Source organism: Salinibacterium sp. SWN1162, from assembly GCF_015864675.1.
In the GTDB taxonomy this organism is placed as follows: Bacteria; Actinomycetota; Actinomycetes; order Actinomycetales; family Microbacteriaceae; genus Rhodoglobus.
In genome coordinates, this window is sequence record NZ_JADYWT010000004.1 from 228,334 (window position 1) to 253,436 (window position 25,103).

Here is a 25,103-nt window from a genome sequence, read left to right on the forward strand (position 1 = left end):
GGTCAGGTCTTGAGAGAGCGTATCTATGAGCGAGTTCAACAAAACCCCCGGTCTTACCCTGCTTCCCGCAGTGGATGTAGCCGACGGTAAGGCTGTGCGTCTGACGCAGGGCGAAGCCGGCACGGAGAAGAGCTACGGTGACCCGTGCGCTGCGGCCCACGACTGGGTCGATCAGGGCGCCGAGTGGATTCACCTCGTTGACCTCGACGCCGCTTTCGGCCGAGGCAACAACCACGCGATGATCAAGAAGGTCATCAAGTCCACGCCCAAGCGCGTCAACATCGAACTGTCGGGCGGCATTCGCGACGACGAATCGCTTGAAGCTGCTCTCGCCACCGGTGCCAAGCGCATCAACCTTGGTACGGCTGCGTTGGAGAACCCCGAGTGGGCAGCTCACGTCATCGCCGAATATGGCGAGGCAATCGCTGTAGGTCTCGACGTGCGGGGCACGACGCTCGCTGCCCGCGGTTGGACGCAAGAGGGTGGCGACATCTGGACGGTGCTCGACCGCCTCGAGTCCGCCGGATGCTGCCGCTACGTCGTCACTGACGTCACAAAAGACGGCACTCTCCAGGGACCGAATCTCGAACTTCTTCGCCAGGTCATGGACCGCACGCATCGCCCGGTTATCGCTTCGGGTGGTGTGTCGAGCTTGGACGACCTCATCGAACTGCGTGAACTCGTTCCTCAGGGACTCGAGGGAGCCATTATTGGTAAGGCGCTCTACGCCAAGTCATTCACGCTCGCTGAAGCGCTCGACGTCTCCTCGCACTAACCATGACAGCGGAATCGAACGCAACGGACTCTGCCGGTGTGCCTTGGGCAGGACGCTCGTTCGAGCCCAATCCCGCTCCGGATGACGACGGCCGCGCCCCCGAAGAGCTCATGGCCGCGATCACTCGCTTTCATGCCGGCGACGCCACCGAGACCGAAGTCGTCGATCAAGTACGTACCTCGCGTCTGTTGATCCCGCTCCTCGCCAAGGCGGGGGAGACCGGCACAACGACCGAGGGTCTCACGGTCGATAAGACTCAAGAGCTGTCGATCGTGACGGTCACCGGGCCCGATGGCCGCGCTGTGTTGCCGGTATTTAGTTCCGTCGATGCGATGAAGACGTGGAACCCGGATGCTCGGCCGGTGCCGGCGGCGGGCACCCGCGTCGCGCTGGCGGCCGCGAGCGAAAACACTGACCTCGTGATCATCGACCCGCTGAGTGATAGCGAGTTCATCATCCGTCGTCCGGCTGTCTGGGCAATTGCTCAGTCAGTCGAGTGGACACCGAGCTTCTTGCGTACAGACGTGCGGGACGAGTTTGCGGCATCTGCTGCTGAGGAAGTCGACGTCGTCGATGTTCAGCTTCTTGCGGGGGACCCCGGAGCCCGCCTTCAGGGCCCTGAATTGGTCGTGCAGATCGCTATGCGAGAGGGACTTGATCGCGAGGCTCTCGACGGCATCATGGAACGTCTTCGCACGAGCTGGAGCTCGTCCGAGCTCATCGCAGAATCAGTCGACTCGCTTGCGATTCAAGTCGTGCGGGCTCCCGCAGCTGAGTAGCGCTGCGCCCCCGCCGATAACCGAGTCGGCGAGCAATCTAGCTGATGGCAATCACGCTGACTCGCCCAGCGGCCCGAGAGCCACCGGGCGAGCATGGCTAGTTAACGGGACCGGTGTACTTCTCGCCGGGCCCCTGGCCGGGAGCGTCAGGGAAGCGTGATGCCTCGCGGAACGCGAGCTGCACCGAACGCAGACCGTCACGAAGTGGACGAGCGTGGTGGTTTCCGATCTCTGGAGCCGCAGCGGTCACAAAGCCGGCGAGAGCGTTGATGAGCTTGCGCGCTTCGTCGAGGTCTTTTTCAGCCTCAGCGTGTGGTCCGTCTGAGAGGCCCAGTTTTACGGCGGCGGCGCTGAGCATGTGTACCGCGACCGTATTGATTACCTCAACTGCGGGTACTTCTGAGATGTCGCGAAGTTCGTTGTAATCCTCATTGGTGGGCTCGCTCATGATGTCCTTCGCTAATTGGGGTTCGCTCTGCTATCCTTATGCAGGCCCGGGGCTCGCCCCGGATACGAAAGTGGAGATTCTCCCACCTGTCAACCGCATACAAGGTTACCGGGTAGTTACACCCCGCACAGTCCGCTGGCGGTGCAGTACGCATGATCAGATTTCTGACTGTGCAAATTGTTCCGGATGTCGGCTGAGCAGCTTTAAAGGGTGATGCAGCATTGCTGCGTGACGAACCTCTTTCGTGCCATGGCATCCGCCACACTGTGTTTGTGAAACGCTCTGCGTTTACGCAACGCACCACGAAAACTAAGGAGAACACGCATCAGCGATCCCCGTACCAACGACCGAATCCGAGTCCCTGAGGTCCGTCTTGTCGGACCCGGTGGCGAACAAGTCGGTGTCGTCGCTATCGACGTCGCCCTCAGACTCGCCCAAGAGGCAGATCTTGATTTGGTCGAGGTTGCTCCCAGCTCCAAGCCTCCCGTTGCCAAGATCATGGATTACGGCAAGTTCAAGTACGAAGAGGCGCAGAAGGCGAAAGAAGCTCGTCGTAATCAGACGAACACGATCCTCAAAGAGGTTCGTTTCCGTCTGAAGATCGACAAGCACGACTACGAAACCAAGCGCAAACGTGCCGAAGGTTTCCTTTCAGGCGGCGACAAGGTCAAAGCAATGATCTTGTTCCGTGGTCGTGAGCAGTCACGTCCTGATCAGGGCGTCCGTTTGCTCCAGAAGTTTGCCGAAGATGTGTCCGAGTTCGGAGCAATCGAATCGACTCCGACCATTGACGGCCGCAACATGGTCATGATCATTGGCCCACACAAGACCAAGGCAACAGCTAAGGCTGAAGCCGAGGCCCGCAAGGTCGCTAACAAAAAGCCTCGTGAGGCAGAAGTTCCAGAGAAAGAGGAGAAAGATGCCTAAGCAGAAGACGCACTCAGGCACCAAGAAGCGTTTCAAGGTCACCGGTAGCGGCAAGGTCATGAAGCAGCAGGCTGGTATGCGACACAACCTCGAGGTCAAGAGCAGCAAGCGCAAGCGCGCGCTGAACCAGGATCAGGTTGTTGCACCGCAGGACGCCAAGACAATCAAGAAGCTTCTCGGTAAGTAAGGGTTTAGGAAATACATCATGGCAAGAGTTAAAAGGGCGGTAAACGCTCACAAGAAGCGCCGGGTTATCCTCGAGCGCGCAAAGGGTTACCGCGGACAGCGTTCGCGTCTGTACCGTAAGGCCAAGGAGCAGGTCACTCACTCGCTCGTCTACGCGTACCGCGACCGTCGTGCCCGCAAGGGTGAATTCCGTCGCCTGTGGATCCAGCGCATCAACGCTGCTTCGCGTGCCAACGGACTGACCTACAACCGTCTCATCCAGGGCTTGAACCTGGCCGGAGTTCAGGTTGACCGTCGTATCCTCGCTGACCTCGCCGTCACCGAGCCCGCCACGTTCGCGTCGCTGGTTGCAACCGCTAAGGCTGCACTGCCCGCTGACACGTCGGCGCCCCGTTCGGCTGCGTAACTAGCCGCACAACTATTCGTGCAATCGGCACGCTGTAGAGGCCAATCTGGTCCCCGCAGCGTGCCGATAGCCGTTTAACGGGGCTGCAAGCTTAGGGTTAACGCGTGATTGATAACCCGCGTTCTCCACGCGTACGAGCAGTAGCCAAACTCGCTAAGAAGAGCGCCCGGTCTGAGACTGGGCTTTTTCTCTTAGAGGGTCCGCAGTCGGTTTCCGAAGCGCTCGAGTTTCGCCCGGATCTCCTGGTAGAGCTGTACGCCACTCCCACCGCCCTTGAGCGCCACAGCGGTATCGCTCGCGCCGCCGAGGAAGCGGGGGTTGAGATTGAGTTTGTATCGGAGCAGGTGCTCGAGACCATGGCCGACACCGTTACGCCTCAGGGCGTGCTCGCGGTGTGCCGTCAATTCCCCACATCGTTGAAAGACATCCTGGCGGATGGCCCCAAGCTCATCGCGATCCTCGAGGAGGTTCGCGATCCTGGTAACGCTGGCACGATCATCCGAGCCGCGGATGCCGCTGGTGCTGACGCAGTCATCCTGACTGGCCGCAGCGTTGATCTCTACAATCCCAAGGTTGTTCGCGCCACCACGGGATCGCTCTTCCACGTGCCTGTCGCTGTGGGGGCGGAGCTCGAAGAAGTGCTTGAACGTGTCAAAGGTGAAGGCCTGCGTATTTTGGCCGCCGACATCAAGGGCGGCGATCTCTTGGCTGCGCGCAATGAGGGCGTTCTCGATCACCCATCAGCGTGGCTCTTCGGCAATGAAGCTCGCGGTCTCACCGATGAACACTATGTGCTTGCGGATTGGGTGATTTCGGTGCCAATTTACGGGCACGCGGAGTCGATGAACCTTGCAACTGCAGCATCCGTCTGCCTCTACGAGAGTGCATTCGCGCAACGTAGTCTCTGATTCGTGTCACGAGCGTGTTACGACTAGGCGCGCCGATTGACCGTGGTTGAACGCATGTGATTATCTTTCTGTATGGCAGCACAGAGCGGTGAACCTCTGGTCGTAATCGACCATGTCAACAAACATTACGGTGAGCTTCACGTGCTCAAAGACATCTCCACCACCATTAAACGTGGTGAGGTAGTTGTCGTTATTGGGCCGAGTGGTTCAGGTAAGTCCACGCTCTGTCGTGCGATTAACCGGCTTGAGACCATCGATGACGGCACCATCACTATTGATGGCAAGCTGCTTCCTGAAGAGGGCTCCGGCCTAGCCAAGCTGCGTGCAGACGTCGGCATGGTCTTCCAGTCGTTCAATCTCTTCGCCCACAAGACGATTCTTGAGAACGTCACCCTCGGTCCGCGCCGCGTGCGCAAGCTCTCCAAGGCCGAGGCCGATAAGAACGCGATGGAGTTACTCGATCGCGTCGGTATCGGCAACCAAGCATCCAAGATGCCGGCTCAACTTTCTGGTGGCCAGCAACAGCGCGTCGCTATTGCGCGCTCTCTCGCCATGGACCCGAAGATCATCCTTCTCGACGAGCCCACCTCGGCTCTCGACCCCGAGATGATCAATGAGGTTCTGGATGTCATGGTGCAGCTGGCAAAAGACGGCATGACCATGCTCGTGGTCACCCACGAAATGGGCTTCGCCCGCAAGGCGGCTGACCGCGTGATTTTCATGGCGGATGGCGAAATCGTTGAAGAAGCCGAACCCGAGCAATTCTTCACCAACCCTCAATCTCCGAGAGCGCAAGACTTCCTCTCGAAAATCCTTACCCACTAACTCAGCGGGTAATCCTCACAGCAGCAAGGAGAAAAACATGAGACTCAAAAAAGGTCTGATGATTTCTGCCATCGCCGTCGTAGGTCTTCTTGGCCTCGGCGCATGTGCAGCAGACACTTCGTCTACTACCGATGACACCGACATGGTTGTTCCTGACTTCGAAGCAGGCACCACGATGGCTGACCTCGCTGAGGCCGGAAAGATCACCATCGGCACCAAGTTTGACCAGCCGCTGTTCGGTCTTAAGGGACCGTCGGGCGACCCCGTTGGCTTCGACGTCGAAATTGGCAAGATCATTGCCGCTTCGCTCGGCATTAGTGAAGACAACATCGAGTGGAAAGAAACTGTTTCCGCTAACCGCGAGACGTTCATCCAGAACGGTGACGTAGACATCGTTATCGCGACCTACACGATCAACGACACTCGCAAGGAAGTTATTTCCTTCGCTGGTCCTTACTACAACGCTGGTCAGGACATCCTCGTTCTCGCAGGTAACCCCGAGGGCATCACTGGCCCCGAGGACCTCGCAGGCAAGGACGTCTGCAGCGTTGCCGGTTCGACCTCAGAGAAGAACATCGCTGAGTACGACGTCAACCTCATCACCACTGACGCCTACTCCGCTTGCCTCGAGCCGCTTCGTAGCGGCAAGGTTATCGCTGTCACTACTGACAACGTGATCTTGGCTGGACTCGCCGACCAGAACGCTGGCGAGTTCGAAGTTCTCAGCAACCCGTTCACCGAAGAGCCTTACGGCATCGGTCTCGGCCTCGACGATGACGCGTTCCGCGACTACATCAACGATGTTCTCGAGACTTCGTACTCTGACGGTTCGTGGGACGCCGCGTGGAACGACACTGCAGGTCAGGTCCTCAAGCTTCCGACCCCGCCGGCTGTAGACCGCTACAGCAACTAGTGTGCTCGGTGCTCGCTCGCGTTTAGCGCGAGCGAGCACCTTCCACGTTCTTTTCTTTTACATTCCAGGAGGCCCGGATGGACGTCATCACTAACGCGATCGACGCCCTTGTCGATATAACGCCGCTCTACATGCAGGGCTTTCTTCTGACGCTGGCCCTTCTGGGCATTGCGGGCGTCGGGGCGTTCATTCTCGGGGTTCTTATCGCGGCGATGCGTATTTCGCCGGTTCCGTCTTTGCGCATTTTTGCGACCGTCTACACGGAAATTCTGCGTAACATCCCGTTGCTGCTTGTCCTCTTCTTCTGCGCGTTTGTTCTTCCCATTCTTGGCGTGGATCTCGACTACTTCTTGCTAGCCGCGCTTGGCCTTACGCTGTACACCTCGCCATTCGTAGCGGAAGCGGTGCGTTCCGGATTCAACGGAGTTCCCGTGGGCCAGGCCGAAGCCGCGCGCAGCATCGGTATGGGATTCACCCAGACAGTTGGTCTCGTGATTCTTCCGCAGGCCAGCCGCATGGTGGTTCCGCCACTCATCAACGTATTCATCGCGTTGACCAAAAACACTTCGGTGGCCGGAGCGTTCTTCGTGAACGAGCTGTTCAAAGCAACGGGAGCCGCGTCGCGTGACCACGGCGACCTCGTGCTTCTTACCCTCGTTTACGCCGCTGCGCTGTACTTGGCAATCACTATTCCGCTTGGGCTGATAGCCGGAGCGATCGAGAAGAAGGTTATGGTGCTGCGATGAGCGCGAGCGTACTGTACGACGCCCCCGGCCCTAAGACCCGGCGCAACTCGGCCATCGCATCTGTTGTCGGTGCCGTTCTGATTATCGGGCTCATCGTCTGGGTCTACTTCATCCTCGCGGCTCCTCGCGTCAGTGCTAACGGCGCCGAACAGCCCGGGCTTTTCGACCCGTCGCGAACCGACATCCTCTCCGACCCCGAAATCTGGGGCGCTTTTGGCCGCGGTGTGGTCAACACTCTCCGTATGGCGGGAGTGGCGGCAGTGCTCGCGATCATCATCGGAATCTTGTTCTCCTTTGGACGCACCGCAGCATCCAAATGGATTCGGATCCCCACGTCGATCGCTCTCGAGATCTTCCGCGGCATGCCGCTGTTGCTCCTCATCTTCTTCGTGTTCCTGATGTTCTCGACCGGTGGCTACTGGGCCGGTGTACTCGGTCTCGCGATTTACAATGGTGCGATCATCGGTGAAGCGTTGCGAGCCGGCATCAGTTCTCTACCCAAGGGGCAACGCGAAGGCGGTCTGTCAATCGGGCTCACCTCGCTGCAGACTCGGTTCATCATCGAGTTTCCGCAGGCTTTCCGTCAGATGTTGCCAATCATCCTGGCGCAACTCGTGGTTCTGCTAAAGGACACATCGCTTGCCTACGTGGTTGCCTACCCGGAGCTCTCCCGCACGATCAAGGAGCTCCAGAACTTCTACGGCAGCCGCTACGTCTTCACGCTGTTCGCCATCGGTCTGGTCATTTACCTCGTCATGAACGTGAGCCTCTCGTACATCGCGCGCTACATTGCGAAGAAGAGCGGGCCGAAGGATGGCGAGACCACTCCCAACACACCCAAGCAGCCGGGAATCGACGGCACGCGTGCCATCACGATGCCGCCGCGCGGAAGTCGCCAGTATGGCGAAGCGGGCAATTAAGGGTTTTAGAGCTGATTGAGGGGCGGCCCGCGACAGCGGTGTCCGCTAAACTCAATTCTTGTGTCTGAACCCACCCCGATCACAGAACCAGCGGTAACCGCAGCGGTCGAAGCAGCTCTTGCTGCCATCGAATCCGCCGCGACAATGGCCGACCTCAAAACGGTGCGCGGCGCCCATCTTGCCGAGGGGTCGCCATTGGCGGCGCTCAACGCTCAGATGAAGAACGTGGCGCCCGCCGACCGAGCTGCCACCGGCAAGCTCATCGGTGCCGCACGCGGCCGCGTCAACGGCGCGTTTAGCGCTCGCGAGGCAGAGCTGGCCGTCGCTGAAGAGCAGGCCAAGCTTGCGGCAGAGGCTGTGGATGTCACGGCCGTCGCCACTCGCTACGTTAAGGGTGCCCGGCATCCGCTGAGCCTGCTCATGGAACACATGAGTGACATCTTTGTCGGGATGGGGTGGGAGGTCGCCGAAGGCCCCGAACTCGAAAACGAGTGGTTCAACTTCGACGCGCTCAACTTCGACGAAGACCACCCCGCGCGGGCGATGCAAGACACCTTCTTCATCGACCCCGTCGATTCGCACTTGCTGCTGCGCACGCACACGAGCCCGGTTCAGATCCGCTCGCTGCTCGAGCGCACACTGCCGGTGTACGTCGTAGCGCCCGGTCGCGTGTTCCGCACTGACGAGCTCGATGCCACGCACACGCCCGTCTTCCACCAACTGGAAGGCATCGCGATCGACAAGGGCCTCACGATGGCGCACCTCCGCGGCACGCTCGAGCATCTCGCTCGCGCCATGTTCGGCGAGGGCGCCCAGATTCGTCTGCGCCCCAACTACTTCCCCTTCACGGAGCCCAGCGCTGAAATGGATGTCTGGCAGCCGAACGCCAAGGGTGGCGCACGCTGGGTGGAGTGGGGCGGCTGCGGCATGGTCAACCCGAACGTATTGCGTGCTGCCGGCATTGACCCCGAGGAGTACCAGGGCTTTGCGTTCGGTATGGGAATTGAGCGCACGCTCCAGTTCCGCAATGAAATGAATGACATGCGCGACATGGTCGAGGGCGATGTTCGCTTCTCCCAGCAGTTCGGAATGGTGGTCTGATGAAAATTCCCATGAGTTGGTTGCGGGAATTCGTTGAGATCCCCGCAGACATTACCCACGAACAAGTCCACGCAGCCCTCGTTAAGGTCGGCTTTGAAGAAGAAGACGTTCACGACTTCGATATCTCCGGCCCGGTCGTGGTCGGCCAGGTTCTTGAGTTCGTTGGCGAACCCCAGTCCAATGGCAAGACCATCAACTGGTGCCAGGTCGATGTTGGCGAAGCCGAGCCTCGCGGCATCGTCTGCGGTGCCCACAACTTCGTGGTCGGTGACAAGGTCGTGGTCACGTTGCCCGGTTCGGTTCTTCCCGGCCCGTTCCCCATTGCCGCACGCAAGACCTATGGTCACGTCTCCGATGGAATGATCGCGTCTACTCGTGAGCTCGGTCTCGGAGACGAGCACGACGGCATCCTCGTACTGTCTTCGTTGGGTCTCGACCCCGAGGTCGGAACGAGCGCAATCGAGCTGCTCGGTCTCGATGACTTCGCCGTAGAGATCAACGTCACGCCCGACCGCGGCTACGCCATGTCGCTGCGCGGCGTCGCGCGCGAATACGCACTCTCGACGGGTGCGACGTTCACCGATCCTGCGGACGCCCCGACCCTCACTGAGGCCAGCGGTTTCCCCGTTGTTATCGCTGATAGCGAGCCCATCCGTGGGCGCTCCGGGGTGCGTGCGTTCGTCACGCGTGTCGTACGGAACGTGGATGTCACCAAGCCGACGCCTACCTGGATGATTACGCGGTTGACCCTGGCCGGCATCCGCTCGATCTCACTCACGGTCGACATCACGAACTACGTGATGCTCGAGCTCGGGCAGCCGATTCACGCATACGACCTCGATCGTGTAGCCGGTGGCCTCACGGTTCGTCGCGCTCACGCAGGGGAGACCCTCACGACGCTCGACGACAAGGCGCGCACTCTCAACCCCGAAGACTTGCTGATCACCGATGAGTCGGGCCCGATCGGCCTCGCTGGTGTCATGGGCGGTGCCAGCACCGAGATTACGGATGCCTCCGCCAACGTGCTTATTGAAGCGGCAAACTTCGAGCCTATTTCGATCGCGCGCACTGCTCGTCGTCACAAGCTCGGCAGCGAAGCATCGCGTCGCTTCGAGCGCGGTGTCGACCCATTAGTGGCTCCGGCCGCAGCGGCGCGCGTTGTTGAATTGCTGGTCGAGTTGGGTGGCGGAACCGTTGACGAGCTCGGCAGCGACCTGCTGGCCGATCACGTCGCGGATGCCGTTGACCTTCCCGAGGGCTACGCTCAGGGCCTCATCGGCGTGCACTACTCCGCTGACGAGATCACTGATTCGCTGCAGGCGATCGGCGCAACGGTCGAATCAACCGACACCGGCTGGAGTGTCACACCGCCCAGCTGGCGCCCCGACCTCGGCGACAAGACCACGCTTGTGGAAGAAGTCGCCCGCATCGTGGGCTACGACCGCATTCCTGCCGTGCTTCCGATTGCGCCTCCGGGCCGCGGGCTGACGCGCGCGCAGCGACTGCGACGCACTGTCTCGAACAGCCTTGCCGCATCCGGTCTCACCGAGGTGTTGGCCTACCCGTTCATCTCCCAGCACTCGAACGACCTCTTTGGCTCGTCTGAGACGGGGGGAGCGACAACCATTAAGCTCGCTAACGCTCTGGATCCGGATGCCGCCACGATGCGTCGCTCGTTGATCCCGGGCCTCGCGGCGATCGCCCACCGCAACGTGTCTCGTGGGCTGACCGACTTGGCGCTCTTCGAGGTCGGAACAGTGTTCCTGCCCGAAGCTGGCCGTAGCTACGGCAGTGCCTCGTTGCCTCTCGGTTACGAGCTGCCGAGCGACGCTGATCTCGCGGACCTTCGCTCGAGCGTCCCGGACCAGCCGTGGCACGTCGCCGCGCTGTTCCTTGGCGATGCCGTGACGCGTCAACCGGGCCAGCAGCCCGTCTCCCGTGGACTCGCGGATGCTCTAGCAACTGTTCAGCACGTGGCGGCGACGCTCTCGGTGGAGATCGACATTGTCACGGGCAGCCATCACTCAATGCACCCTGGCCGCACCGCGGAACTTCGCGTGGGTGACAAGACCGTGGGCTACGCCGGTGAACTGCTTCCCGCACTCGCTCAGGAGCTCGACCTGCCTCGTGTCGTTGCGGTGCTTGAACTCGACCTCACCGTGCTGATTCAGCATGCGGCAGAGGATGTCGCAGCGACGCCAATTGTCTCCTACCCGGCGGCAACCCAGGATCTTTCTCTGGTGGTGCCGACCGAGGTTCAGGCCGGAGAGCTCTTGGCTCTCATCCGCGAGGGGGCCGGCGAGCTTCTGGAACAGGTGCGCCTCGTTGACGACTACCGCGGCACGGGCATCCCCGAAACGCACAAGTCGCTGACGTTTGCTCTGCGCTTCCGCGCCCCGGATCGCACGCTCACGCAGGTCGAAGCCACCGACGCGAAGAACACTGCCGTCGCTCTCGCTGGTGAGCGGGTCGGAGCTGAACTGCGCGAGTAGAAAAACCTAGAAACGCCGAAAGCCGGTCGTCACCATTGCGGTGGCGACCGGCTTTGTGTGTTTGTCGATTAGCTTGCCGCCCGTTGGGGGCACTACGCTAGAAATGTGACCGACCTCCGCGCCTGCTGCCAGCGACTCTCGCTGCGCTTTGTCGCGCCGTCTTCGCCGGTACTGCGCGGGGCTGACGAGCGACGATAGGCGGAGTTTTGCCATGACCCACGAGGTCGTGTGAAACGCCGCCGCAAGTGTTCTCGTTTCCGAACCCCACTAAAGGTAAATCCATGTCAATTTCGGTCGCTGTGGCCGGCGCCAGCGGTTATGCCGGTGGCGAGCTTCTTCGCCTGTTGTCCACCCATCCTGAGTTCGATGTCACGACTGTGACCGCGTTTAGCAACGCCGGTCAGCGTCTCATCGATGTGCAGCCGCACTTGCGGTCACTCTCACACCTTGTTTTTCAGCCGACCGAGCCTGAAGTGCTCGCCGGTCACGATGTCGTTTTCTTCGCATTGCCACACGGCAAGTCGGGGGCGCTAACGGCTGAGCTCAGCGCCGACACTCTGGTCGTCGACTGCGGCGCAGACCACCGCCTCACCAGTGAAGATGACTGGGCAGCCTTCTACGGTGGCGAGTTCTACGGTGCCTGGGATTACGGTATGCCCGAACTTCTGCATGCCGCCGGAGGAACGCAACGGCAAGCACTCGCCGGTTCGAAGCGGATTGCGGTGCCCGGCTGCAACGTGACGGCGATTACGTTGGCTCTGGCTCCCGGCATCCGCTCATCTCTTATCGAGGCGGAGGACATCGTCGCGGTACTCGCGGTCGGGCCGTCGGGTGCAGGGAAGAGCCTTAAGGTTAACCTTTTAGCGAGCGAAATGATGGGTTCGGCTTCGGCATATGCCGTAGGCGGTACGCATCGCCACACCCCCGAGATCGCTCAAAACTTGAAGGTGGCCGGCGCAGCCGCAGTCACGGTGTCATTTACGCCGGTTCTCGTACCCATGTCACGGGGAATCCTCGCGACTTCGACGGCCAAACTTGCTGACGGTGTGACGGCCGCTCAGATACGCGAAGCGTGGGAGACCGCGTACGCCGATGAACCTTTTGTTCATGTTCTTCCTGAAGGGCAATTTCCGCGCACCGCCGATACCCTCGGCGCCAACACGGCCCTCATCGGTCTAGCGATCGACGAAGCCGCGCGTCGCGTCGTCGTTGTCAGTGCGATTGACAATCTCGTCAAGGGCACCGCGGGCGCGGCCATTCAATCGACAAATATCGCGTTAGGTCTTGAGGAAACCCTCGGCTTAGCGCTGGACGGAGTAGCACCATGAGTGTCACAGCAGCCGCAGGATTCGAAGCCGCCGGTGTCGAAGCCGGTCTCAAGGCGAGTGGTGGGCTCGATGTCGCCCTCGTCGTGAACCGCGGGCCCCGTTTCGACGCAGCAGCGGTCTTCACGAGCAACCGCGCCCAAGCGCATCCGATCATCTGGTCGAAGCAGGTCATCGACGATGGAGTTGTCACGGCTATCGCCCTCAACTCGGGTGGAGCCAATTGCTTCACAGGCCCGCAGGGCTTTCAGGTCACGCACGCCACGGCCGAGCACGTCGCTGAGGCGTTGGGCGCATCGGCAGGTGACATCCTCGTCTGTTCGACCGGCCTCATCGGCGAGCAGCTTCCGCAAGACAAGGTTCTCGCCGGAATGTCTGCTGCAGCCGCGGCGCTCAGCACTGAGGGCGGCACAAACGCATCGCTCGCCATTATGACGACCGACAGCAAGCCTAAGACGACCGTCGTTACCGGCACCGGCTACACCATCGGCGGCATGGCTAAGGGTGCCGGGATGCTCGCGCCCGGCCTTGCGACCATGCTTGTGGTTATCACCACTGACGCCGCTGTCGCCACCGCTGACCTCGACGCCGCGCTTCGCGAAGCCACTCGAGTGAGCTTCGACCGCCTCGACTCTGACGGTTGCATGTCGACGAATGACCAAGTGACGCTCATGGCCTCCGGAGCCTCGGGCGTGACTCCCGACGCGGCGGAGTTCGCCGCGCTCGTGACGAGCGTGTGCAACGACCTGGCCGAACAACTGCAGGGCGATGCTGAGGGCGCGAGCCACGACATCCGCATCGAAGTTGTCGGCGCTGAGAGCGAAGACGATGCTGTTGTCGTCGGCCGCTCGGTGGCCCGCAACAATCTGTTCAAGGCCGCGATCTTCGGCAACGACCCCAACTGGGGCCGCGTCTTGGCAGCGATCGGAACCACGGATGCCGCTTTCGACCCCTACGCGGTCGATGTCTCGATGAACGGTGTGCGGGTCTGCCACGCTGGTGCGCCCGACCGTTCGCGCGACGAGGTGGATCTCACGGAACGCGCTGTGCACGTGCTGATCGATCTGGCGACGGGCGATGCCGAAGCAACCATTCGGACCAACGACCTCACGCACGATTACGTGCATGAGAACAGCGCGTACTCCAGCTGATGCCGGCTTTTACACACGGCGCTGAACACGAGCAGGCCATGACGAAGGCGGGAGTGCTGATTGAGGCGCTTCCGTGGTTGAAGCGCTTTCGCAACCGCATCATCGTGGTGAAGTTTGGCGGTAACGCCATGATCAACGACGAACTCAAGCGCGCCTTTGTGCAGGACATGGTTTATCTGCGTCTTGCTGGTGTTCGCCCTGTAATCGTTCACGGTGGTGGTCCGCAGATCACCAAGGAGCTCAAGATTCGCGGTATCGAGTCGGAGTTCCGCGCGGGCTACCGGGTCACGACCGAAGAGTCGATTGACGTCGTCCGCGATGTGCTCACCGACCAGGTGGGCGCTGAACTCGTCGATCTCATCAATGAGCACGGAGATCTTGCCAATGGCATTGCCGGTCATGAGCATTCCCTTTTCATCGGTGAGCGCATGATCAAGGAGATTGAAGGCAAGCGTGTTGACCTCGGCCTCGTCGGCAACGTCACCGAGGTTGACCCCCAGCGGGTGCTCGATGTGCTGGCCAGCGACAACATCCCCGTGGTCTCGACGCTCGCTCAAGAAGCCGGCGAGATTGCGGATGACGCGTCTGGCCTGCTGAACGTGAATGCTGACTCCGCCGCGGCGGCGCTGGCCATCGCGCTTGACGCAGCCAAGCTCGTCATCCTCACCGATGTTGCTGGTCTCTATAGCGACTGGCCCAACCGTGAATCACTCGTCTCGATCATCAACACTGATGAACTCCGTGAACTGCTGCCGAGTCTTGAATCGGGCATGATCCCCAAGATGACCGCGTGCCTTGAAGCCGTGGATGCCGGTGTGCCGAAGGCCGCCATCATCGACGGTCGTGCTCCGCACTCGATCCTCCTCGAAGTATTCACGCAAGACGGAATTGGCACTGAGGTGGTACCCGCATGAGCTGGCAAGACGACTACAACCACCGCATGATGAATACCTTCGGTACGCCGAAGGTCGAACTCGTGCGCGGCGAGGGCTGCACTGTCTTTGATTCCGACGGCAAGCGCTACCTCGACTTCCTGGGTGGCATTGCCGTGAACTCGCTCGGTCACAACCACCCGGCCGTCGTCGGAGCGCTCACGAGCCAAGCGAACCTGCTTCATGTCTCGAACTTCTTCGCGACCGAGCCGCAGCTCGCACTCGCCGAACGCCTCCTGCGTATTTCTGGAGCGGGCGAAGAGGGGCGCGTGTTCTTCGCGAACTCGGGCACCGAAGCGAACGAGGCAGCCGTAAAGCTGGCGCGTCGCACGGGCCGCCCGCGCATCCTGTCGTTAATGGATTCGTTTCACGGCCGTTCCATGGGCGCACTGTCGATCACCGGCAAGGCCTCGCTGCGCGAGCCGTTCGAGCCGTTGCTGCCCAATGTTGAGCACATCGACACCACCATCGAGGCGCTCTCCGCAGCGATCGGGCCGGATGTCGCAGCACTCTTCGTCGAGCCCATCAAGGGCGAGGCCGGCGTGCAGCCGCTACCCGAGGGCTACCTCGAAGCAGCACGAGAACTCACCACACAACACGGTGTGCTTCTCATCGTCGACGAGATCCAGACCGGAGCCGGACGCACCGGGCGCTGGTTTGGCTTTCAAGAAAGCGGCATTGTTCCCGACGCGATCACGCTCGCGAAGGGAATGGGCGGGGGAGTGCCGATTGGCGCCCTCGTGACCTTTGGCGCGGCATCCGCTCTCTTACAGCCGGGCCAGCACGGCACCACGTTTGGCGGCAACCCGCTCGTGTGTGCCGTCAGTAACGCGGTGCTCACGCACATCGAGAGCGACAACCTCGTAGCGAACGCGGCCACTCGGGGCGACGAGCTTCGGGCGGCGATCACTGCGATCGGCTCACCGCTGGTCAGCGAGTTGCGCGGTCGCGGTCTCCTGATCGGAATTGGCCTGTCAGAGCCCGTCGCTCAGCAGGTTGTGGCAGTGGCGCTCGAGCAAGGGCTCATTGTCAATGCTCCTAATGAGTCGACTGTTCGTCTCGCTCCGCCCCTCATCATTGGCGATGCCGAAATCGCCGAATTCATCACCACGTTCAGCGTCGTGCTGAACGCAGTACTTCAGAACACCCTTACGGAGGCATCATGACCAGGCATTTTCTTCGCGACGATGACCTCAGCCCGGCTGAACAACTCGAGATCCTCGATCTCGCCGAGAAGGTCAAGGCCGACCGTTGGGGCCGCAAGCCCCTCGAAGGTCCTCAGACGGTCGCAGTAATCTTCGACAAGTCTTCGACGCGCACTCGCGTGTCTTTCGCTGTGGGCATTGCTGACCTTGGCGGTTCGCCGCTCATCATCTCCACGGCCAATAGCCAGCTGGGCGGCAAAGAAACGGCATCCGACACCGCTCGCGTCCTCGAGCGCCAGGTCGCGGCCATCGTGTGGCGCACCTATGGGCAACAGGGTCTCATCGAGATGGCGCACGGCACTCAGGTTCCTGTTATCAACGCCCTGAGCGATGAGTTCCACCCCTGCCAGTTGCTCGCCGATCTGCTCACAATCCGCGAGCACAAGGGCGAACTCAAGGGCCTCACCGTGACCTTCCTCGGTGACGGCGCTGACAACATGGTTCACTCCTACCTGCTTGCGGGCGCCACCGCCGGAATGCACGTGCGCATTGCGTGCCCCGCGGATTACCTGCCGCTGCCGGATGTCGTAGCCGACGCCGAAAGGATCGCCGCCTCCACCGGTGGTTCGATTGCCATCATCACCGACCCGGCTGAGGCCGTCGCCGGTGCCGACGTTGTCGTCACCGACACGTGGGTGTCGATGGGCAAAGAAGACGAGAAGGCTGTTCGGGTGGCCTCCCTCGGTGCGTACAAAGTGGATGCCGCGATGATGGCCCTCGCTAAGCCCGACGCCATCTTCTTGCACTGCCTCCCCGCCGACCGCGGTTACGAAGTCGAAGCCGATGTTATCGACGGCCCGCAGAGCGTCATCTGGGATGAGGCAGAGAACCGCCTGCACGCCCAGAAAGCACTCATGATCTGGTTGCTCGACCAAGCTGCCTAATTTCCGGGCGGTTTAGCGCCGCCGCTGTAGTTCCCTAAACTGATTCACGACGTCAAGGAGATAAACACATGTCAGAACGCGTAGTTCTCGCCTACTCGGGCGGACTCGACACATCCGTAGGTATTGGCTGGCTCAAGGACGCCACCGGCAAAGAGGTCGTCGCGCTTGCGATTGACGTCGGCCAGGGTGGCGAAGACATGGATGACATTCGCCAGCGCGCCCTTGACTGCGGTGCTGTTGAGTCGATCGTCATTGATGCCAAGGACGAGTTCGCCGATGACTTCCTCATGCCGGCGCTCAAGGCCAACGCGTTGTACCAAAAGCGCTACCCGCTGGTCTCGGCTCTGAGCCGTCCCGTGATCTCTCGTCACCTCGCGCTTACCGCCAAGGCGCTGGGTGCCGACAGCGTTGCTCACGGTTGCACCGGTAAGGGAAACGACCAGGTTCGCTTTGAGGCTGCTGTGGCGGCTCTCGCTCCCGACCTCACGAGCATCGCTCCGGTGCGCGACCTTGCGCTGACCCGCGACAAGGCAATCGTGTATGCCGAAAAGCACAACCTTCCCATTCGCCAGTCGGCTGCCAGCCCGTACTCGATCGACAAGAACGTCTGGGGCCGCGCGGTCGAGACCGGGTTCCTCGAGGACCCGTGGAACGCACCGATCGAAGAACTCTACGAGTACACGGCTGACCCTGCCGCCGGTCTTCCCGCCGACGAAGTGACCATCACTTTCGAAGCTGGAATCCCGACCGCCATCGACGGAGTCGCGATGTCGGCTCTCGCTGTCGTCGAGCACATGAATGCGCTCGCGGGCAAGCACGGCATTGGCCGTATCGATGTAGTGGAAGACCGCCTCGTTGGTATCAAGAGCCGTGAGGTGTATGAGGCTCCTGGCGCGATGGCGTTGATCGCTGCGCACGAAGAGCTTGAGTCGCTCACAATCGAGCGTGACCTTTCCCGTTACAAGCGTGGAGTCGAAGCCGAGTGGTCGAACCTCGTGTACGACGGACTCTGGTACTCAGGTCTCAAGCGTTCACTCGACGCGTTCATCGATGACACCCAGCGCTACGTCAGCGGCGAAATCCGTATGACGTTGCACGCTGGCCGTGCCGTGCCGACCGGCCGCAAGTCAGAGCAGAGCCTCTACGACTTCAGCCTCGCCACCTACGACACCGGTGACACGTTCGACCAGTCGCTTGCTAAGGGCTTCATCGAACTCTGGTCACTACCGAGCAAGATCTCGGCTCGTCGCGACGCAAAGCAGGGCTAATCATGGCGCATTCTGCCGAAACTGGTGAGGGACAACTCTGGGGAGCCCGCTTCGCAAGCGGACCCTCACCCGAGCTTGCCCGGTTGAGTAAATCGACTCACTTCGATTGGCAGCTTGCGCAGTATGACCTCGCCGGTTCGCGGGCGCACGCTGTTGCGCTCGCGGCCGCGGGGTACCTCGATGATTCCGAGCTGGAGACCATGCAGGATGCGCTGCGCTCGTTGAGTGCAGCGGTTGCCGATGGCAGCTTCACGGCCTTGGAATCGGAAGAAGACGTTCACGCCGCTCTTGAGCGTGGACTGATTGAGCGCGCTGGCGCCGACGTCGGAGGCAAACTCCGCGCGGGTCGCAGCCGTAACGACCAGATCGCCACTCTCGTGCGGCTGTACCTCCTCGACCACGCGGGTGCTATTTCCGCGATGGTGGTTGACCTGATCGACGCGATCGTGGCGCAGGCCGAGAAGCATGACTCGGCGATCATGCCGGGCCGCACGCACCTCCAGCATGCCCAGCCGGTGCTGCTCGCACATCACTTGCTCGCTCACGCGTGGCCGCTTGTGCGTACGCTCGAGCGTTTTCGCGACTGGAAGGCTCGCGCCTCCACCTCGCCGTATGGCTCTGGTGCTCTTGCCGGCAGCACTCTCGGGCTCGACCCGGCGCTGGTTGCTCGGGAACTGGGCCTTTCTCGCCCCACCGAGAACTCCATCGATGCCACGGCGAGCCGGGATGTCGTGGCGGAGTTCGCGTTCATCACGGCGCAACTGGGCATCGACATTTCACGACTCAGTGAAGAAATCATTCTCTGGAACACTCGCGAGTTCGACTTCGTGCAGCTCGATGACGCGTACTCCACAGGCTCGTCCATCATGCCGCAGAAGAAGAACCCCGACATCGCTGAACTGGCGCGCGGCAAGGCGGGTCGCCTCATCGGTAACCTCACGGGGCTGCTCGCCACGCTCAAGGCACTGCCGCTCGCCTACAACCGCGATCTGCAGGAAGACAAAGAGCCCGTTTTCGACTCTGTCGAGACGCTCGAAGTATTGCTTCCCGCGTTTACTGGAATGATCGCGACCCTGCGTTTCAACACCGAACGTATGGCAGAACTGGCGCCGCAAGGCTTCTCGCTTGCAACCGACGTTGCCGATTGGCTCGTGCGTCAGCACGTTCCATTCCGTGAAGCTCACGAGATCAGTGGTTCGTTGGTTCGTTTCTGCGAAGAGAAGTCGCTTGAACTTCACGAACCGACGGATGCCGACTACGCCGCCATCTCACCGCACCTCACGGGCGATGTTCGTGCGGTTCTCACCGTGGAGGGTTCGGTTTCGAGCCGTGCCGGCGTCGGCGGAACGGCTCCCGTGCGTGTTGCTGAGCAGCGTGCCGAACTGACCGAGCGTGTTCGCGTTCTCGCGGCTGCTCTCGACCCGCAGGTTCTTAGCTAGACGTGTTCGAACTGCTCAGCAGGCCGGCGACTGAGGTTGCTCCGCTATTGCTGGGGGCTGTCGTGCGCGTCGGCGAGGTCGCGGTGCGACTTACGGAGGTCGAGGCGTATATGGGCGAGGTCGATCCTGGCTCCCATGCTTTTCGCGGGCCGGGGAAACGCAACGCTGTCATGTACGGTCCGCCCGGTCATCTCTACACCTACTTCACTTACGGCATGCACACGTGCGCGAACGTCGTGTGTATGCCCGAGGGCGTTGCCTCCGGGATTCTGTTGCGTGCGGGGGAAGTAATCGAGGGTCTGGATGTCGCGGCGGAACGTCGTGCGACATCCAAGAAACCAGCCGATCTTGCGATGGGCCCCGCTCGTCTCGCGGTGGCGCTCGGCATTCGTTTGGATGACGCTGGCACCAACCTGCAGACCGGCCGCGTACGCCTCGAGCTCCCTCAGTCGCCGTCGCCGTTCGCCGCGGGGCCGCGTACGGGCGTCGCCGGCGAGGGTGGCACCGACGAGTACCCCTGGCGTTTCTGGATTCCCGGGGAGCCCAGCGTCTCCCCGTATCGTGCAGCAGTGGAACGAAAGCGCTCCTAGTGGCGCGCTTTACTCCGCTCGAGCAGCGGATCGACGAGTGGGCACATCGACGTCTCGACCGGGTGCGCGTGGCGCCCGCGAACTCGCACTCTGCCGCCGGCGGCAGTTCGCCGTCGCAACGCTTTCGCACCTGGACGATCGAGTTCACGGTGTTCGTGCTCAAGCAGGCGTGGGCCTGCGTGTTCGGGGGAGCGATACTCGCCGTTCTCGTACTCACTCGCCTCTGGTATCCCGAGTCGGCGTCCCTCGCCCGCAACGATTTCTTAGTGCTCGCGGCTCTCGCCATCCAAGTTCTTATGGTCGTGTTCAAACTGGAGACGCTGCGCGAACTGCGCGTGATCATCCTGTTCCACATCGTGGGTACCGTGATGGAAATTTTCAAGACGGATGCCGGGTCCTGGACGTACGAGGGCGACGGCATGCTGCACATCTTCGGCGTCCCGCTCTATAGCGGCTTCATGTATGCCGCGGTCGGTTCCTACATGGTGCGCGTGTTTCGCCTCTTCGAGCTTCGCTTCGATCGCTATCCGCGGCGTTGGATTACCGCCATCCTGGCGACTCTGATCTACCTCAACTTTTTCAGTCACCATTTCATTGCCGACGCTCGGTGGTTGCTCTTCGCGGCCATCGCGGTGGTCTGGTCGCGCACCATCATGCACGTCAGGGTTTCGCGGGCGCGGTTCCGGATGCCCGTGCTCGTTGCCTTCGTGCTGGTGTCGATCTTCATTTGGATCGCCGAAAACGTCGCGACGTGGTCGAACGCGTGGGTGTATCCGAATCAGTCAGATGGCTGGGAGTTGGTGTCGATCGCCAAGCTCGGTTCGTGGCTCTTGCTGATGATCGTGTCGGTGGTGCTCGTCACGTGGGTCGAGAAACCGCAGCCTCCTGAGCCGATCGTTGAGAGCACAGCGCGCCAGTCTTAGTGCGCCAGCCGTAGTGCGACACCCATGACGCGAGAGCGGCGGTGTTTTCTAGCGCCCGACGAGTAGCGCCGCGGTGCACAACCCAGCCCAAACAAGGCTTACGAGAGTGCCGATAATGAACCGCTCGCGAGCGGCGGCGTTTTCCAGTTCCGAGAAACGACCAAGTCCTTTGATAGCGACGATGATGGCGATGGCGCCGGGTTGCCACACCATAAACGAGGCGATGAACGCGAAGCGCTCGAGATAGCCGATGGTTGTTCCGCCGCGCAGAATCTCACGTTCGGGCAGCGGCGAGTCGGCATCGATGACGAGGATGCCGCCATGTTCACCGCGTGGCGCCGGATATGACGCGAGCGACAGCACGAGAGCAACGAGCGGGCTGCCCGCAATCGTGGCGAGCGCGACGAGGGCTGCGCTGAGCAAAATGACCAGCCCGGGAACGTCACTGGGCAAAGGATTCTCGGTCGATCCGAGGATGAGCGCGATGCCAATAGGCACTAATGACACGGTAGCGAGCCAGTACTTTTCGGTGCGGGCGGCAATCATGGATGCACCGATCGCTCCGATTACGAGAACGAGTACCGCGATCCACCAGCCGATCATGACGTGCCTTCCTCTGCGCTCAGCGCATTGTCGATTACTACTCCACTGTGTGCTCTGTCGAGCAGGTTTGCAAGAGCACGAACAGCCTCTTCTTCGGTGCGTAGCCCGGCCACGAGCGCGCGTTGGCTTGCCGATTGCGGTGAGATGCCGAGCCGTTCTGCGGCATCAGCTTGAGTGATGCCGGTGCTGAGTAGGTCGTAGAGCTCCCACCCGTTGGCGGTGCGCCGAGTGCGCAGCAAAATGAGAAGCTCGAGCAGCGGTTCGATGTCGCGCGCCAGTTCGTTTTCGGGGTCAGATTCTACGGCGCACTTGGCGGGGCTCTTCTTAGCGCGATCGATTGCCACGCGGGCTGCGAGAAAGGCGGCGCCGCTCGTGGCGCGCACGTTGGGGCCGTAGGGCAGGGGCACCGTGCCGATGCCGATACCGACGCTCCACTGTTCTGTGCGGGTCAGTTCAAGGGTGATGTCGAGAGCAGCGTGAGCTGAAGTGAGCAGCATCTGGGCTTCGTCTCCGGCCGTGCGTTCGGCGGGGAGTGCGAGGTCTTCCGTGCGCTCCGCGTTAATGCGCTGCAGGGCTTCAGCTACGGCATCCGCGCTGCTGCGACTGTTGCGTTGGTCTGCGGTAATCACGAACATCCCTAAAGGCTACAGCATTGATTCTCAAAAATCAGGCCCACAACACTGATCTCTCACAATCAGGCCCTCAGCACTGTTCCGGTTTCCGCCGCTGATCTCGGAGTTGTGCCGAAAGGCACTACGGTTAATGACGTGTCAGCGACAGCATCAGAATCCCTCAGCACTCAAAGTAACGACAGCTCTTTCGAGAGCCTGTGGCAAGAACTCACGTGGCGTGGCCTCGTGCATGTCTCCACCGATGCGGATGCCCTCGAGAAGCTTCTCGATGGTGACCCGATCACGTACTACTGCGGCTTCGATCCCACGGCCCCCAGCCTCCACTTGGGAAACCTCGTGCAACTGCTGCTGCTGCGCCGCCTTCAGCTGGCCGGCCACAAGCCTCTCGGTCTTGTCGGGGGAGCGACGGGCCTTATCGGCGACCCGCGTCCTACGGCCGAGCGCACTCTTAATGACAACGAGACCGTTGCCGAATGGGTCAGCTACTTGCAGGCTCAGGTCTCGAAATTTTTGAGCACCGAGGGTGACAATGCCGTGCGCATGGTCAACAACCTTGATTGGACGGCGCCGATGAGCGCCATCGACTTCCTGCGCGACGTCGGCAAGTACTTCCGTGTTGGCACCATGATCAAGAAGGATGCCGTGAGCGCGCGCCTGAACAGCGACGCCGGCATCAGCTACACCGAGTTCAGTTACCAGGTCATGCAGGGCATGGACTTCTTGCAGCTCTACCGCAACTACGACTGCGTGTTGCAGACCGGTGGCAGTGACCAGTGGGGCAACCTCACGAGCGGGAGTGACCTCATCCACAAGGCTGAGGGTTCGAGCGTTCATGCCATTGGTACCCCGCTCATCACCAACTCCGACGGCACCAAGTTTGGCAAGAGCGAGGGCAACGCCATTTGGCTCGACTCGAACATGACGAGCCCCTACGCGTTTTACCAGTTCTGGCTCAATACTGATGATGCGGATGTCATCGAGCGCGTCAAGATCTTCACCTTCTTGACGCGCGAGCAGATCACCGGGTTAGAAACCGCAGTTGCCGAGGCGCCGTTCAGGCGTGAGGCGCAAAAGACTCTCGCGTACGAAGTGACATCTCTCGTGCACGGTCGCGCAGCAACCGAGGCGGCGATCGCTGCATCGGCCGCTCTCTTTGGCCAAGGAGAGCTGGCGTCTTTGGACGCCGGTACCTTGGCGGCGGCTCTGCGCGAACTCGCTCACGTAGAGACCTCAGCGGATGCCACAATCGTGCAGTTGCTCGCCGATACCAAGCTGGTGTCGAGCGCGAGTGAAGCGCGTCGCGCTATTTCGCAGGGTGGCGTCTACCTCAACAACGTTGCGGTGGCGGATGACCAGGCGATAGTCGGCAGCGATCTTCTCGCCGGAAATGTAGCGGTCCTTCGTCGTGGCAAGAAGACGCTCGCGGGAATCTTCGTTACGTCCTAACGCGCTAGCGTTTTAGCTCGTTGGCGTTGTGTTCTATGAAGCGCTGTCCGTTGCGGGCGGCGTGAGTTGCTGCACCATCTCGGTGATGTCCGCTGAGGTCCCGGTCCCGACTTGAGCGTCGGTGGGGAGTGTATGGCGCAAAACCTGCAGTCCCAAATAGGTCGAGTAGCACGAGCGCGCCCACAGCCGGGCGCGATGTTCATCAAGTCCGAAGTCTCGGTAAATTTCTTCGAGAAAGCGAAGCCGTGCGGTCGTGACGGCGTCAATGACGGGCGTCGCGATCGGGTCTTGAGACGTGAGGATGTAGTACTCGAGCCCATCGCGCGGGTCGCGGCCGATCGAGGCGCCCAAGATGGCAGCTAATCGTTCGTGCGGTGACGCCAGATCGCTGAGCTGATCGATCAGATCCTGTGTAGCGCGCTTTTTCCAGAGCTCAAGGGCACTGTCGAGTAGCGCGGCTCGTGAGGAGAAGTGGTGATAAGCGCTGCCTTTGGTGACCCCGAGTTCGGCCGCGACCCGTTCCATGTTGATGGCCGCTAGGCCTTCTCGCGCTCCGAGAATGAGAGCAGCATCGGCCCAGCGCTCGGGGGTTAGTCGCTCAGTGCGGGGGAGTGCCATGGGCAAATCGTACTCCGCGAACCCGGACGTGGATGCTAGCCTGAGGTCATGAACATACGCATGCGTATCTTGGCGGGTTCCTTTCTTGCTCTGACACTTGCAGTGCTCGGGATGCTCCACATCCTGTGGGGTTCAGGCATCCCGTTCCCGGCGGCGTCGTTCGGGGAACTCGGCGGCGCTGTCGTGCCAAGCGGAATATGGCCGAGCCCGGCACTCACGTTTCTCGTCGCCGCAGCGCTGAGCGGGGCGAGCGTCGCCGTCGTGCTCCGGATGATCAACCTCTCGCGTTCGCGTTCGATCCTGACCCCGTGGTTGATCTTCGCGAGCTACGCCTTGGCGGTTGTCTTCGCGCTGCGGAGTATCCTCGGGTTCCTCATCAGCTCGGGACTGTGGGGCATCAACCCGGCGGATGCCACCTTCCATCGCTGGGATCTCCTGGCGTATTCGCCCCTGTGTTTGCTACTCGCGCTGTGTGCGTTGGCTCTCGCGCGACAGCGCGATTCGAACGTCAACTCAGCGCTCGATTCCCGCACGTAGGTGGCGACACGCCCGGGATGCGCATCGTGTTGGTGGGGCACTCAGAATGCACGTATTGTTCTTTCTAGTCACCCCAAAGGTGCGGAAAACGAAGTCAGCTTTTGCTGCTGAGTTTCCGGTCTCA

The 25,103-nt window shown here is 61.2% G+C and carries 27 protein-coding genes; 23 read left to right on the plus strand and 4 right to left on the minus strand.

All coding sequences use genetic code 11. From position 1 onward, the window contains the following. Positions 1 to 25: 25 nt before the first annotated feature. Together priA and I6E58_RS13960 are read left to right on the plus strand one after the other, a co-directional pair. Positions 26 to 775 (plus strand): bifunctional 1-(5-phosphoribosyl)-5-((5-phosphoribosylamino)methylideneamino)imidazole-4-carboxamide isomerase/phosphoribosylanthranilate isomerase PriA, encoded by a 750-nt coding sequence (gene priA / locus I6E58_RS13955; protein WP_129070977.1) that lies wholly within the window; start codon positions 26 to 28, stop codon positions 773 to 775. 2 nt (positions 776 to 777) lie between these two features. Beyond that, positions 778 to 1,554 carry an SseB family protein gene (locus I6E58_RS13960; RefSeq protein ID WP_129070976.1) on the plus strand — a complete coding sequence of 259 codons (777 nt, stop codon included), beginning with the start codon at positions 778 to 780 and terminating at the stop codon, positions 1,552 to 1,554. 97 nt (positions 1,555 to 1,651) lie between these two features. On the opposite strand, the gene I6E58_RS13965 is transcribed toward I6E58_RS13960, so the two are convergent. After that, on the minus strand, positions 1,652 to 2,002 hold the full coding sequence (locus I6E58_RS13965) for a DUF1844 domain-containing protein (RefSeq protein WP_129070975.1): 351 nt from the start codon (positions 2,000 to 2,002) through the stop codon (positions 1,652 to 1,654). Between the two features lie 324 nt (positions 2,003 to 2,326). Between I6E58_RS13965 and infC the strand changes: the two genes are divergently transcribed. The 19 genes from infC (at position 2,327) to I6E58_RS14060 (ending at position 21,143) form a co-directional block, all read left to right on the plus strand. Continuing rightward, entirely contained in the window at positions 2,327 to 2,929 is a 603-nt protein-coding gene (infC, locus tag I6E58_RS13970) for a translation initiation factor IF-3 (protein WP_129070974.1), read from the plus strand. Continuing rightward, entirely contained in the window at positions 2,922 to 3,116 is a 195-nt protein-coding gene (rpmI, locus tag I6E58_RS13975; RefSeq protein ID WP_129070973.1) for a 50S ribosomal protein L35, read from the plus strand. The genes infC and rpmI overlap by 8 nt, the downstream gene beginning before the upstream one ends. A gap of 18 nt (positions 3,117 to 3,134) precedes the next feature. Beyond that, positions 3,135 to 3,521 carry a 50S ribosomal protein L20 gene (gene rplT, locus I6E58_RS13980; protein WP_009771944.1) on the plus strand — a complete coding sequence of 129 codons (387 nt, stop codon included), beginning with the start codon at positions 3,135 to 3,137 and terminating at the stop codon, positions 3,519 to 3,521. Positions 3,522 to 3,625: 104 nt separating this feature from the next. Beyond that, on the plus strand, positions 3,626 to 4,429 hold the full coding sequence (locus tag I6E58_RS13985; RefSeq protein ID WP_197134838.1) for an RNA methyltransferase: 804 nt from the start codon (positions 3,626 to 3,628) through the stop codon (positions 4,427 to 4,429). A 72-nt stretch (positions 4,430 to 4,501) separates the two neighbouring features. Continuing rightward, entirely contained in the window at positions 4,502 to 5,254 is a 753-nt protein-coding gene (locus I6E58_RS13990) for an amino acid ABC transporter ATP-binding protein (RefSeq protein WP_129070971.1), read from the plus strand. 37 nt (positions 5,255 to 5,291) lie between these two features. After that, positions 5,292 to 6,167, plus strand: a complete 876-nt coding sequence (locus I6E58_RS13995) for a glutamate ABC transporter substrate-binding protein (protein ID WP_197134841.1) — start codon at positions 5,292 to 5,294, stop codon at positions 6,165 to 6,167. A gap of 77 nt (positions 6,168 to 6,244) precedes the next feature. Beyond that, the gene (locus tag I6E58_RS14000) at positions 6,245 to 6,913 is read left to right on the plus strand and encodes an amino acid ABC transporter permease (RefSeq protein ID WP_197134844.1); all 669 of its coding nucleotides are present in this window, start codon (positions 6,245 to 6,247) and stop codon (positions 6,911 to 6,913) included. Next, a complete protein-coding gene (locus I6E58_RS14005) occupies positions 6,910 to 7,833 on the plus strand; it encodes an amino acid ABC transporter permease (RefSeq protein WP_197134847.1) in 924 nt (307 codons plus the stop codon). The genes I6E58_RS14000 and I6E58_RS14005 overlap by 4 nt, the downstream gene beginning before the upstream one ends. Positions 7,834 to 7,893: 60 nt before the next feature. Beyond that, positions 7,894 to 8,934: a phenylalanine--tRNA ligase subunit alpha gene (gene pheS, locus I6E58_RS14010; protein WP_197134850.1), complete on the plus strand. Its 1,041-nt coding sequence runs from the start codon at positions 7,894 to 7,896 to the stop codon at positions 8,932 to 8,934. Further along, a complete protein-coding gene (gene pheT, locus I6E58_RS14015) occupies positions 8,934 to 11,426 on the plus strand; it encodes a phenylalanine--tRNA ligase subunit beta (protein WP_197134853.1) in 2,493 nt (830 codons plus the stop codon). The genes pheS and pheT overlap by 1 nt, the downstream gene beginning before the upstream one ends. 281 nt (positions 11,427 to 11,707) lie before the next feature. Further along, positions 11,708 to 12,754: an N-acetyl-gamma-glutamyl-phosphate reductase gene (argC, locus tag I6E58_RS14020; RefSeq protein WP_197134856.1), complete on the plus strand. Its 1,047-nt coding sequence runs from the start codon at positions 11,708 to 11,710 to the stop codon at positions 12,752 to 12,754. Further along, positions 12,751 to 13,902 (plus strand): bifunctional glutamate N-acetyltransferase/amino-acid acetyltransferase ArgJ, encoded by a 1,152-nt coding sequence (gene argJ, locus I6E58_RS14025; protein WP_197134859.1) that lies wholly within the window; start codon positions 12,751 to 12,753, stop codon positions 13,900 to 13,902. Before argC ends, argJ begins: the two co-directional genes overlap by 4 nt. Continuing rightward, complete coding sequence (argB, locus tag I6E58_RS14030; RefSeq protein WP_100390107.1) at positions 13,902 to 14,816, plus strand: acetylglutamate kinase; 915 nt, start codon at positions 13,902 to 13,904, stop codon at positions 14,814 to 14,816. The genes argJ and argB overlap by 1 nt, the downstream gene beginning before the upstream one ends. Next, positions 14,813 to 16,000 (plus strand): acetylornithine transaminase, encoded by a 1,188-nt coding sequence (locus tag I6E58_RS14035; RefSeq protein ID WP_197134862.1) that lies wholly within the window; start codon positions 14,813 to 14,815, stop codon positions 15,998 to 16,000. Before argB ends, I6E58_RS14035 begins: the two co-directional genes overlap by 4 nt. Beyond that, positions 15,997 to 16,923: an ornithine carbamoyltransferase gene (argF, locus tag I6E58_RS14040; RefSeq protein ID WP_197134865.1), complete on the plus strand. Its 927-nt coding sequence runs from the start codon at positions 15,997 to 15,999 to the stop codon at positions 16,921 to 16,923. Before I6E58_RS14035 ends, argF begins: the two co-directional genes overlap by 4 nt. Before the next feature lie 68 nt (positions 16,924 to 16,991). Beyond that, the gene (locus tag I6E58_RS14045) at positions 16,992 to 18,191 is read left to right on the plus strand and encodes an argininosuccinate synthase (RefSeq protein ID WP_197134868.1); all 1,200 of its coding nucleotides are present in this window, start codon (positions 16,992 to 16,994) and stop codon (positions 18,189 to 18,191) included. A 2-nt stretch (positions 18,192 to 18,193) separates the two neighbouring features. Beyond that, the gene (gene argH / locus I6E58_RS14050; RefSeq protein ID WP_197134871.1) at positions 18,194 to 19,630 is read left to right on the plus strand and encodes an argininosuccinate lyase; all 1,437 of its coding nucleotides are present in this window, start codon (positions 18,194 to 18,196) and stop codon (positions 19,628 to 19,630) included. A 2-nt stretch (positions 19,631 to 19,632) separates the two neighbouring features. Continuing rightward, positions 19,633 to 20,220, plus strand: a complete 588-nt coding sequence (locus I6E58_RS14055; protein WP_197134875.1) for a DNA-3-methyladenine glycosylase — start codon at positions 19,633 to 19,635, stop codon at positions 20,218 to 20,220. Continuing rightward, complete coding sequence (locus I6E58_RS14060; protein WP_197134878.1) at positions 20,220 to 21,143, plus strand: DUF817 domain-containing protein; 924 nt, start codon at positions 20,220 to 20,222, stop codon at positions 21,141 to 21,143. Before I6E58_RS14055 ends, I6E58_RS14060 begins: the two co-directional genes overlap by 1 nt. A gap of 48 nt (positions 21,144 to 21,191) precedes the next feature. Here I6E58_RS14060 and I6E58_RS14065 read toward each other — a convergent pair whose 3' ends face one another. Together I6E58_RS14065 and I6E58_RS14070 are read right to left on the minus strand one after the other, a co-directional pair. Beyond that, positions 21,192 to 21,746, minus strand: a complete 555-nt coding sequence (locus I6E58_RS14065) for a hypothetical protein (protein ID WP_197134880.1) — start codon at positions 21,744 to 21,746, stop codon at positions 21,192 to 21,194. Beyond that, the gene (locus I6E58_RS14070) at positions 21,743 to 22,381 is read right to left on the minus strand and encodes a SatD family protein (protein ID WP_231595745.1); all 639 of its coding nucleotides are present in this window, start codon (positions 22,379 to 22,381) and stop codon (positions 21,743 to 21,745) included. Before I6E58_RS14070 ends, I6E58_RS14065 begins: the two co-directional genes overlap by 4 nt. A 132-nt stretch (positions 22,382 to 22,513) precedes the next feature. Between I6E58_RS14070 and tyrS the strand changes: the two genes are divergently transcribed. Beyond that, on the plus strand, positions 22,514 to 23,824 hold the full coding sequence (gene tyrS / locus I6E58_RS14075) for a tyrosine--tRNA ligase (RefSeq protein WP_197134883.1): 1,311 nt from the start codon (positions 22,514 to 22,516) through the stop codon (positions 23,822 to 23,824). A gap of 33 nt (positions 23,825 to 23,857) precedes the next feature. Here the strand turns inward: tyrS and I6E58_RS14080 are convergent, their stop codons facing one another. Then, the gene (locus I6E58_RS14080) at positions 23,858 to 24,442 is read right to left on the minus strand and encodes a TetR/AcrR family transcriptional regulator (protein WP_197134886.1); all 585 of its coding nucleotides are present in this window, start codon (positions 24,440 to 24,442) and stop codon (positions 23,858 to 23,860) included. Positions 24,443 to 24,490: 48 nt separating this feature from the next. On the opposite strand from I6E58_RS14080, the gene I6E58_RS14085 reads away from it, so the two are divergent. Beyond that, a complete protein-coding gene (locus I6E58_RS14085) occupies positions 24,491 to 24,979 on the plus strand; it encodes a DUF3995 domain-containing protein (protein WP_197134888.1) in 489 nt (162 codons plus the stop codon). Positions 24,980 to 25,103 lie beyond the last annotated feature (124 nt).

What these genes read in the sequence shown, in the direction of transcription:
- priA (WP_129070977.1), top strand. Translation starts at nt 26, where the DNA reads ATGAGCGAGTTCAACAAAACCCCCGGTCTTACCCTGCTTCCCGCAGTG.
- I6E58_RS13960 (WP_129070976.1), top strand. Translation starts at nt 778, where the DNA reads ATGACAGCGGAATCGAACGCAACGGACTCTGCCGGTGTGCCTTGGGCA.
- I6E58_RS13965 (WP_129070975.1), bottom strand. Translation starts at nt 2,002, where the DNA reads ATGAGCGAGCCCACCAATGAGGATTACAACGAACTTCGCGACATCTCA.
- rpmI (WP_129070973.1), top strand. Translation starts at nt 2,922, where the DNA reads ATGCCTAAGCAGAAGACGCACTCAGGCACCAAGAAGCGTTTCAAGGTC.
- rplT (WP_009771944.1), top strand. Translation starts at nt 3,135, where the DNA reads ATGGCAAGAGTTAAAAGGGCGGTAAACGCTCACAAGAAGCGCCGGGTT.
- I6E58_RS13990 (WP_129070971.1), top strand. Translation starts at nt 4,502, where the DNA reads ATGGCAGCACAGAGCGGTGAACCTCTGGTCGTAATCGACCATGTCAAC.
- I6E58_RS13995 (WP_197134841.1), top strand. Translation starts at nt 5,292, where the DNA reads ATGAGACTCAAAAAAGGTCTGATGATTTCTGCCATCGCCGTCGTAGGT.
- I6E58_RS14000 (WP_197134844.1), top strand. Translation starts at nt 6,245, where the DNA reads ATGGACGTCATCACTAACGCGATCGACGCCCTTGTCGATATAACGCCG.
- I6E58_RS14005 (WP_197134847.1), top strand. Translation starts at nt 6,910, where the DNA reads ATGAGCGCGAGCGTACTGTACGACGCCCCCGGCCCTAAGACCCGGCGC.
- pheT (WP_197134853.1), top strand. Translation starts at nt 8,934, where the DNA reads ATGAAAATTCCCATGAGTTGGTTGCGGGAATTCGTTGAGATCCCCGCA.
- argC (WP_197134856.1), top strand. Translation starts at nt 11,708, where the DNA reads ATGTCAATTTCGGTCGCTGTGGCCGGCGCCAGCGGTTATGCCGGTGGC.
- argJ (WP_197134859.1), top strand. Translation starts at nt 12,751, where the DNA reads ATGAGTGTCACAGCAGCCGCAGGATTCGAAGCCGCCGGTGTCGAAGCC.
- argB (WP_100390107.1), top strand. Translation starts at nt 13,902, where the DNA reads ATGCCGGCTTTTACACACGGCGCTGAACACGAGCAGGCCATGACGAAG.
- I6E58_RS14035 (WP_197134862.1), top strand. Translation starts at nt 14,813, where the DNA reads ATGAGCTGGCAAGACGACTACAACCACCGCATGATGAATACCTTCGGT.
- argF (WP_197134865.1), top strand. Translation starts at nt 15,997, where the DNA reads ATGACCAGGCATTTTCTTCGCGACGATGACCTCAGCCCGGCTGAACAA.
- I6E58_RS14045 (WP_197134868.1), top strand. Translation starts at nt 16,992, where the DNA reads ATGTCAGAACGCGTAGTTCTCGCCTACTCGGGCGGACTCGACACATCC.
- argH (WP_197134871.1), top strand. Translation starts at nt 18,194, where the DNA reads ATGGCGCATTCTGCCGAAACTGGTGAGGGACAACTCTGGGGAGCCCGC.
- I6E58_RS14065 (WP_197134880.1), bottom strand. Translation starts at nt 21,746, where the DNA reads ATGATCGGCTGGTGGATCGCGGTACTCGTTCTCGTAATCGGAGCGATC.
- I6E58_RS14070 (WP_231595745.1), bottom strand. Translation starts at nt 22,381, where the DNA reads ATGTTCGTGATTACCGCAGACCAACGCAACAGTCGCAGCAGCGCGGAT.
- I6E58_RS14080 (WP_197134886.1), bottom strand. Translation starts at nt 24,442, where the DNA reads ATGGCACTCCCCCGCACTGAGCGACTAACCCCCGAGCGCTGGGCCGAT.
- I6E58_RS14085 (WP_197134888.1), top strand. Translation starts at nt 24,491, where the DNA reads ATGAACATACGCATGCGTATCTTGGCGGGTTCCTTTCTTGCTCTGACA.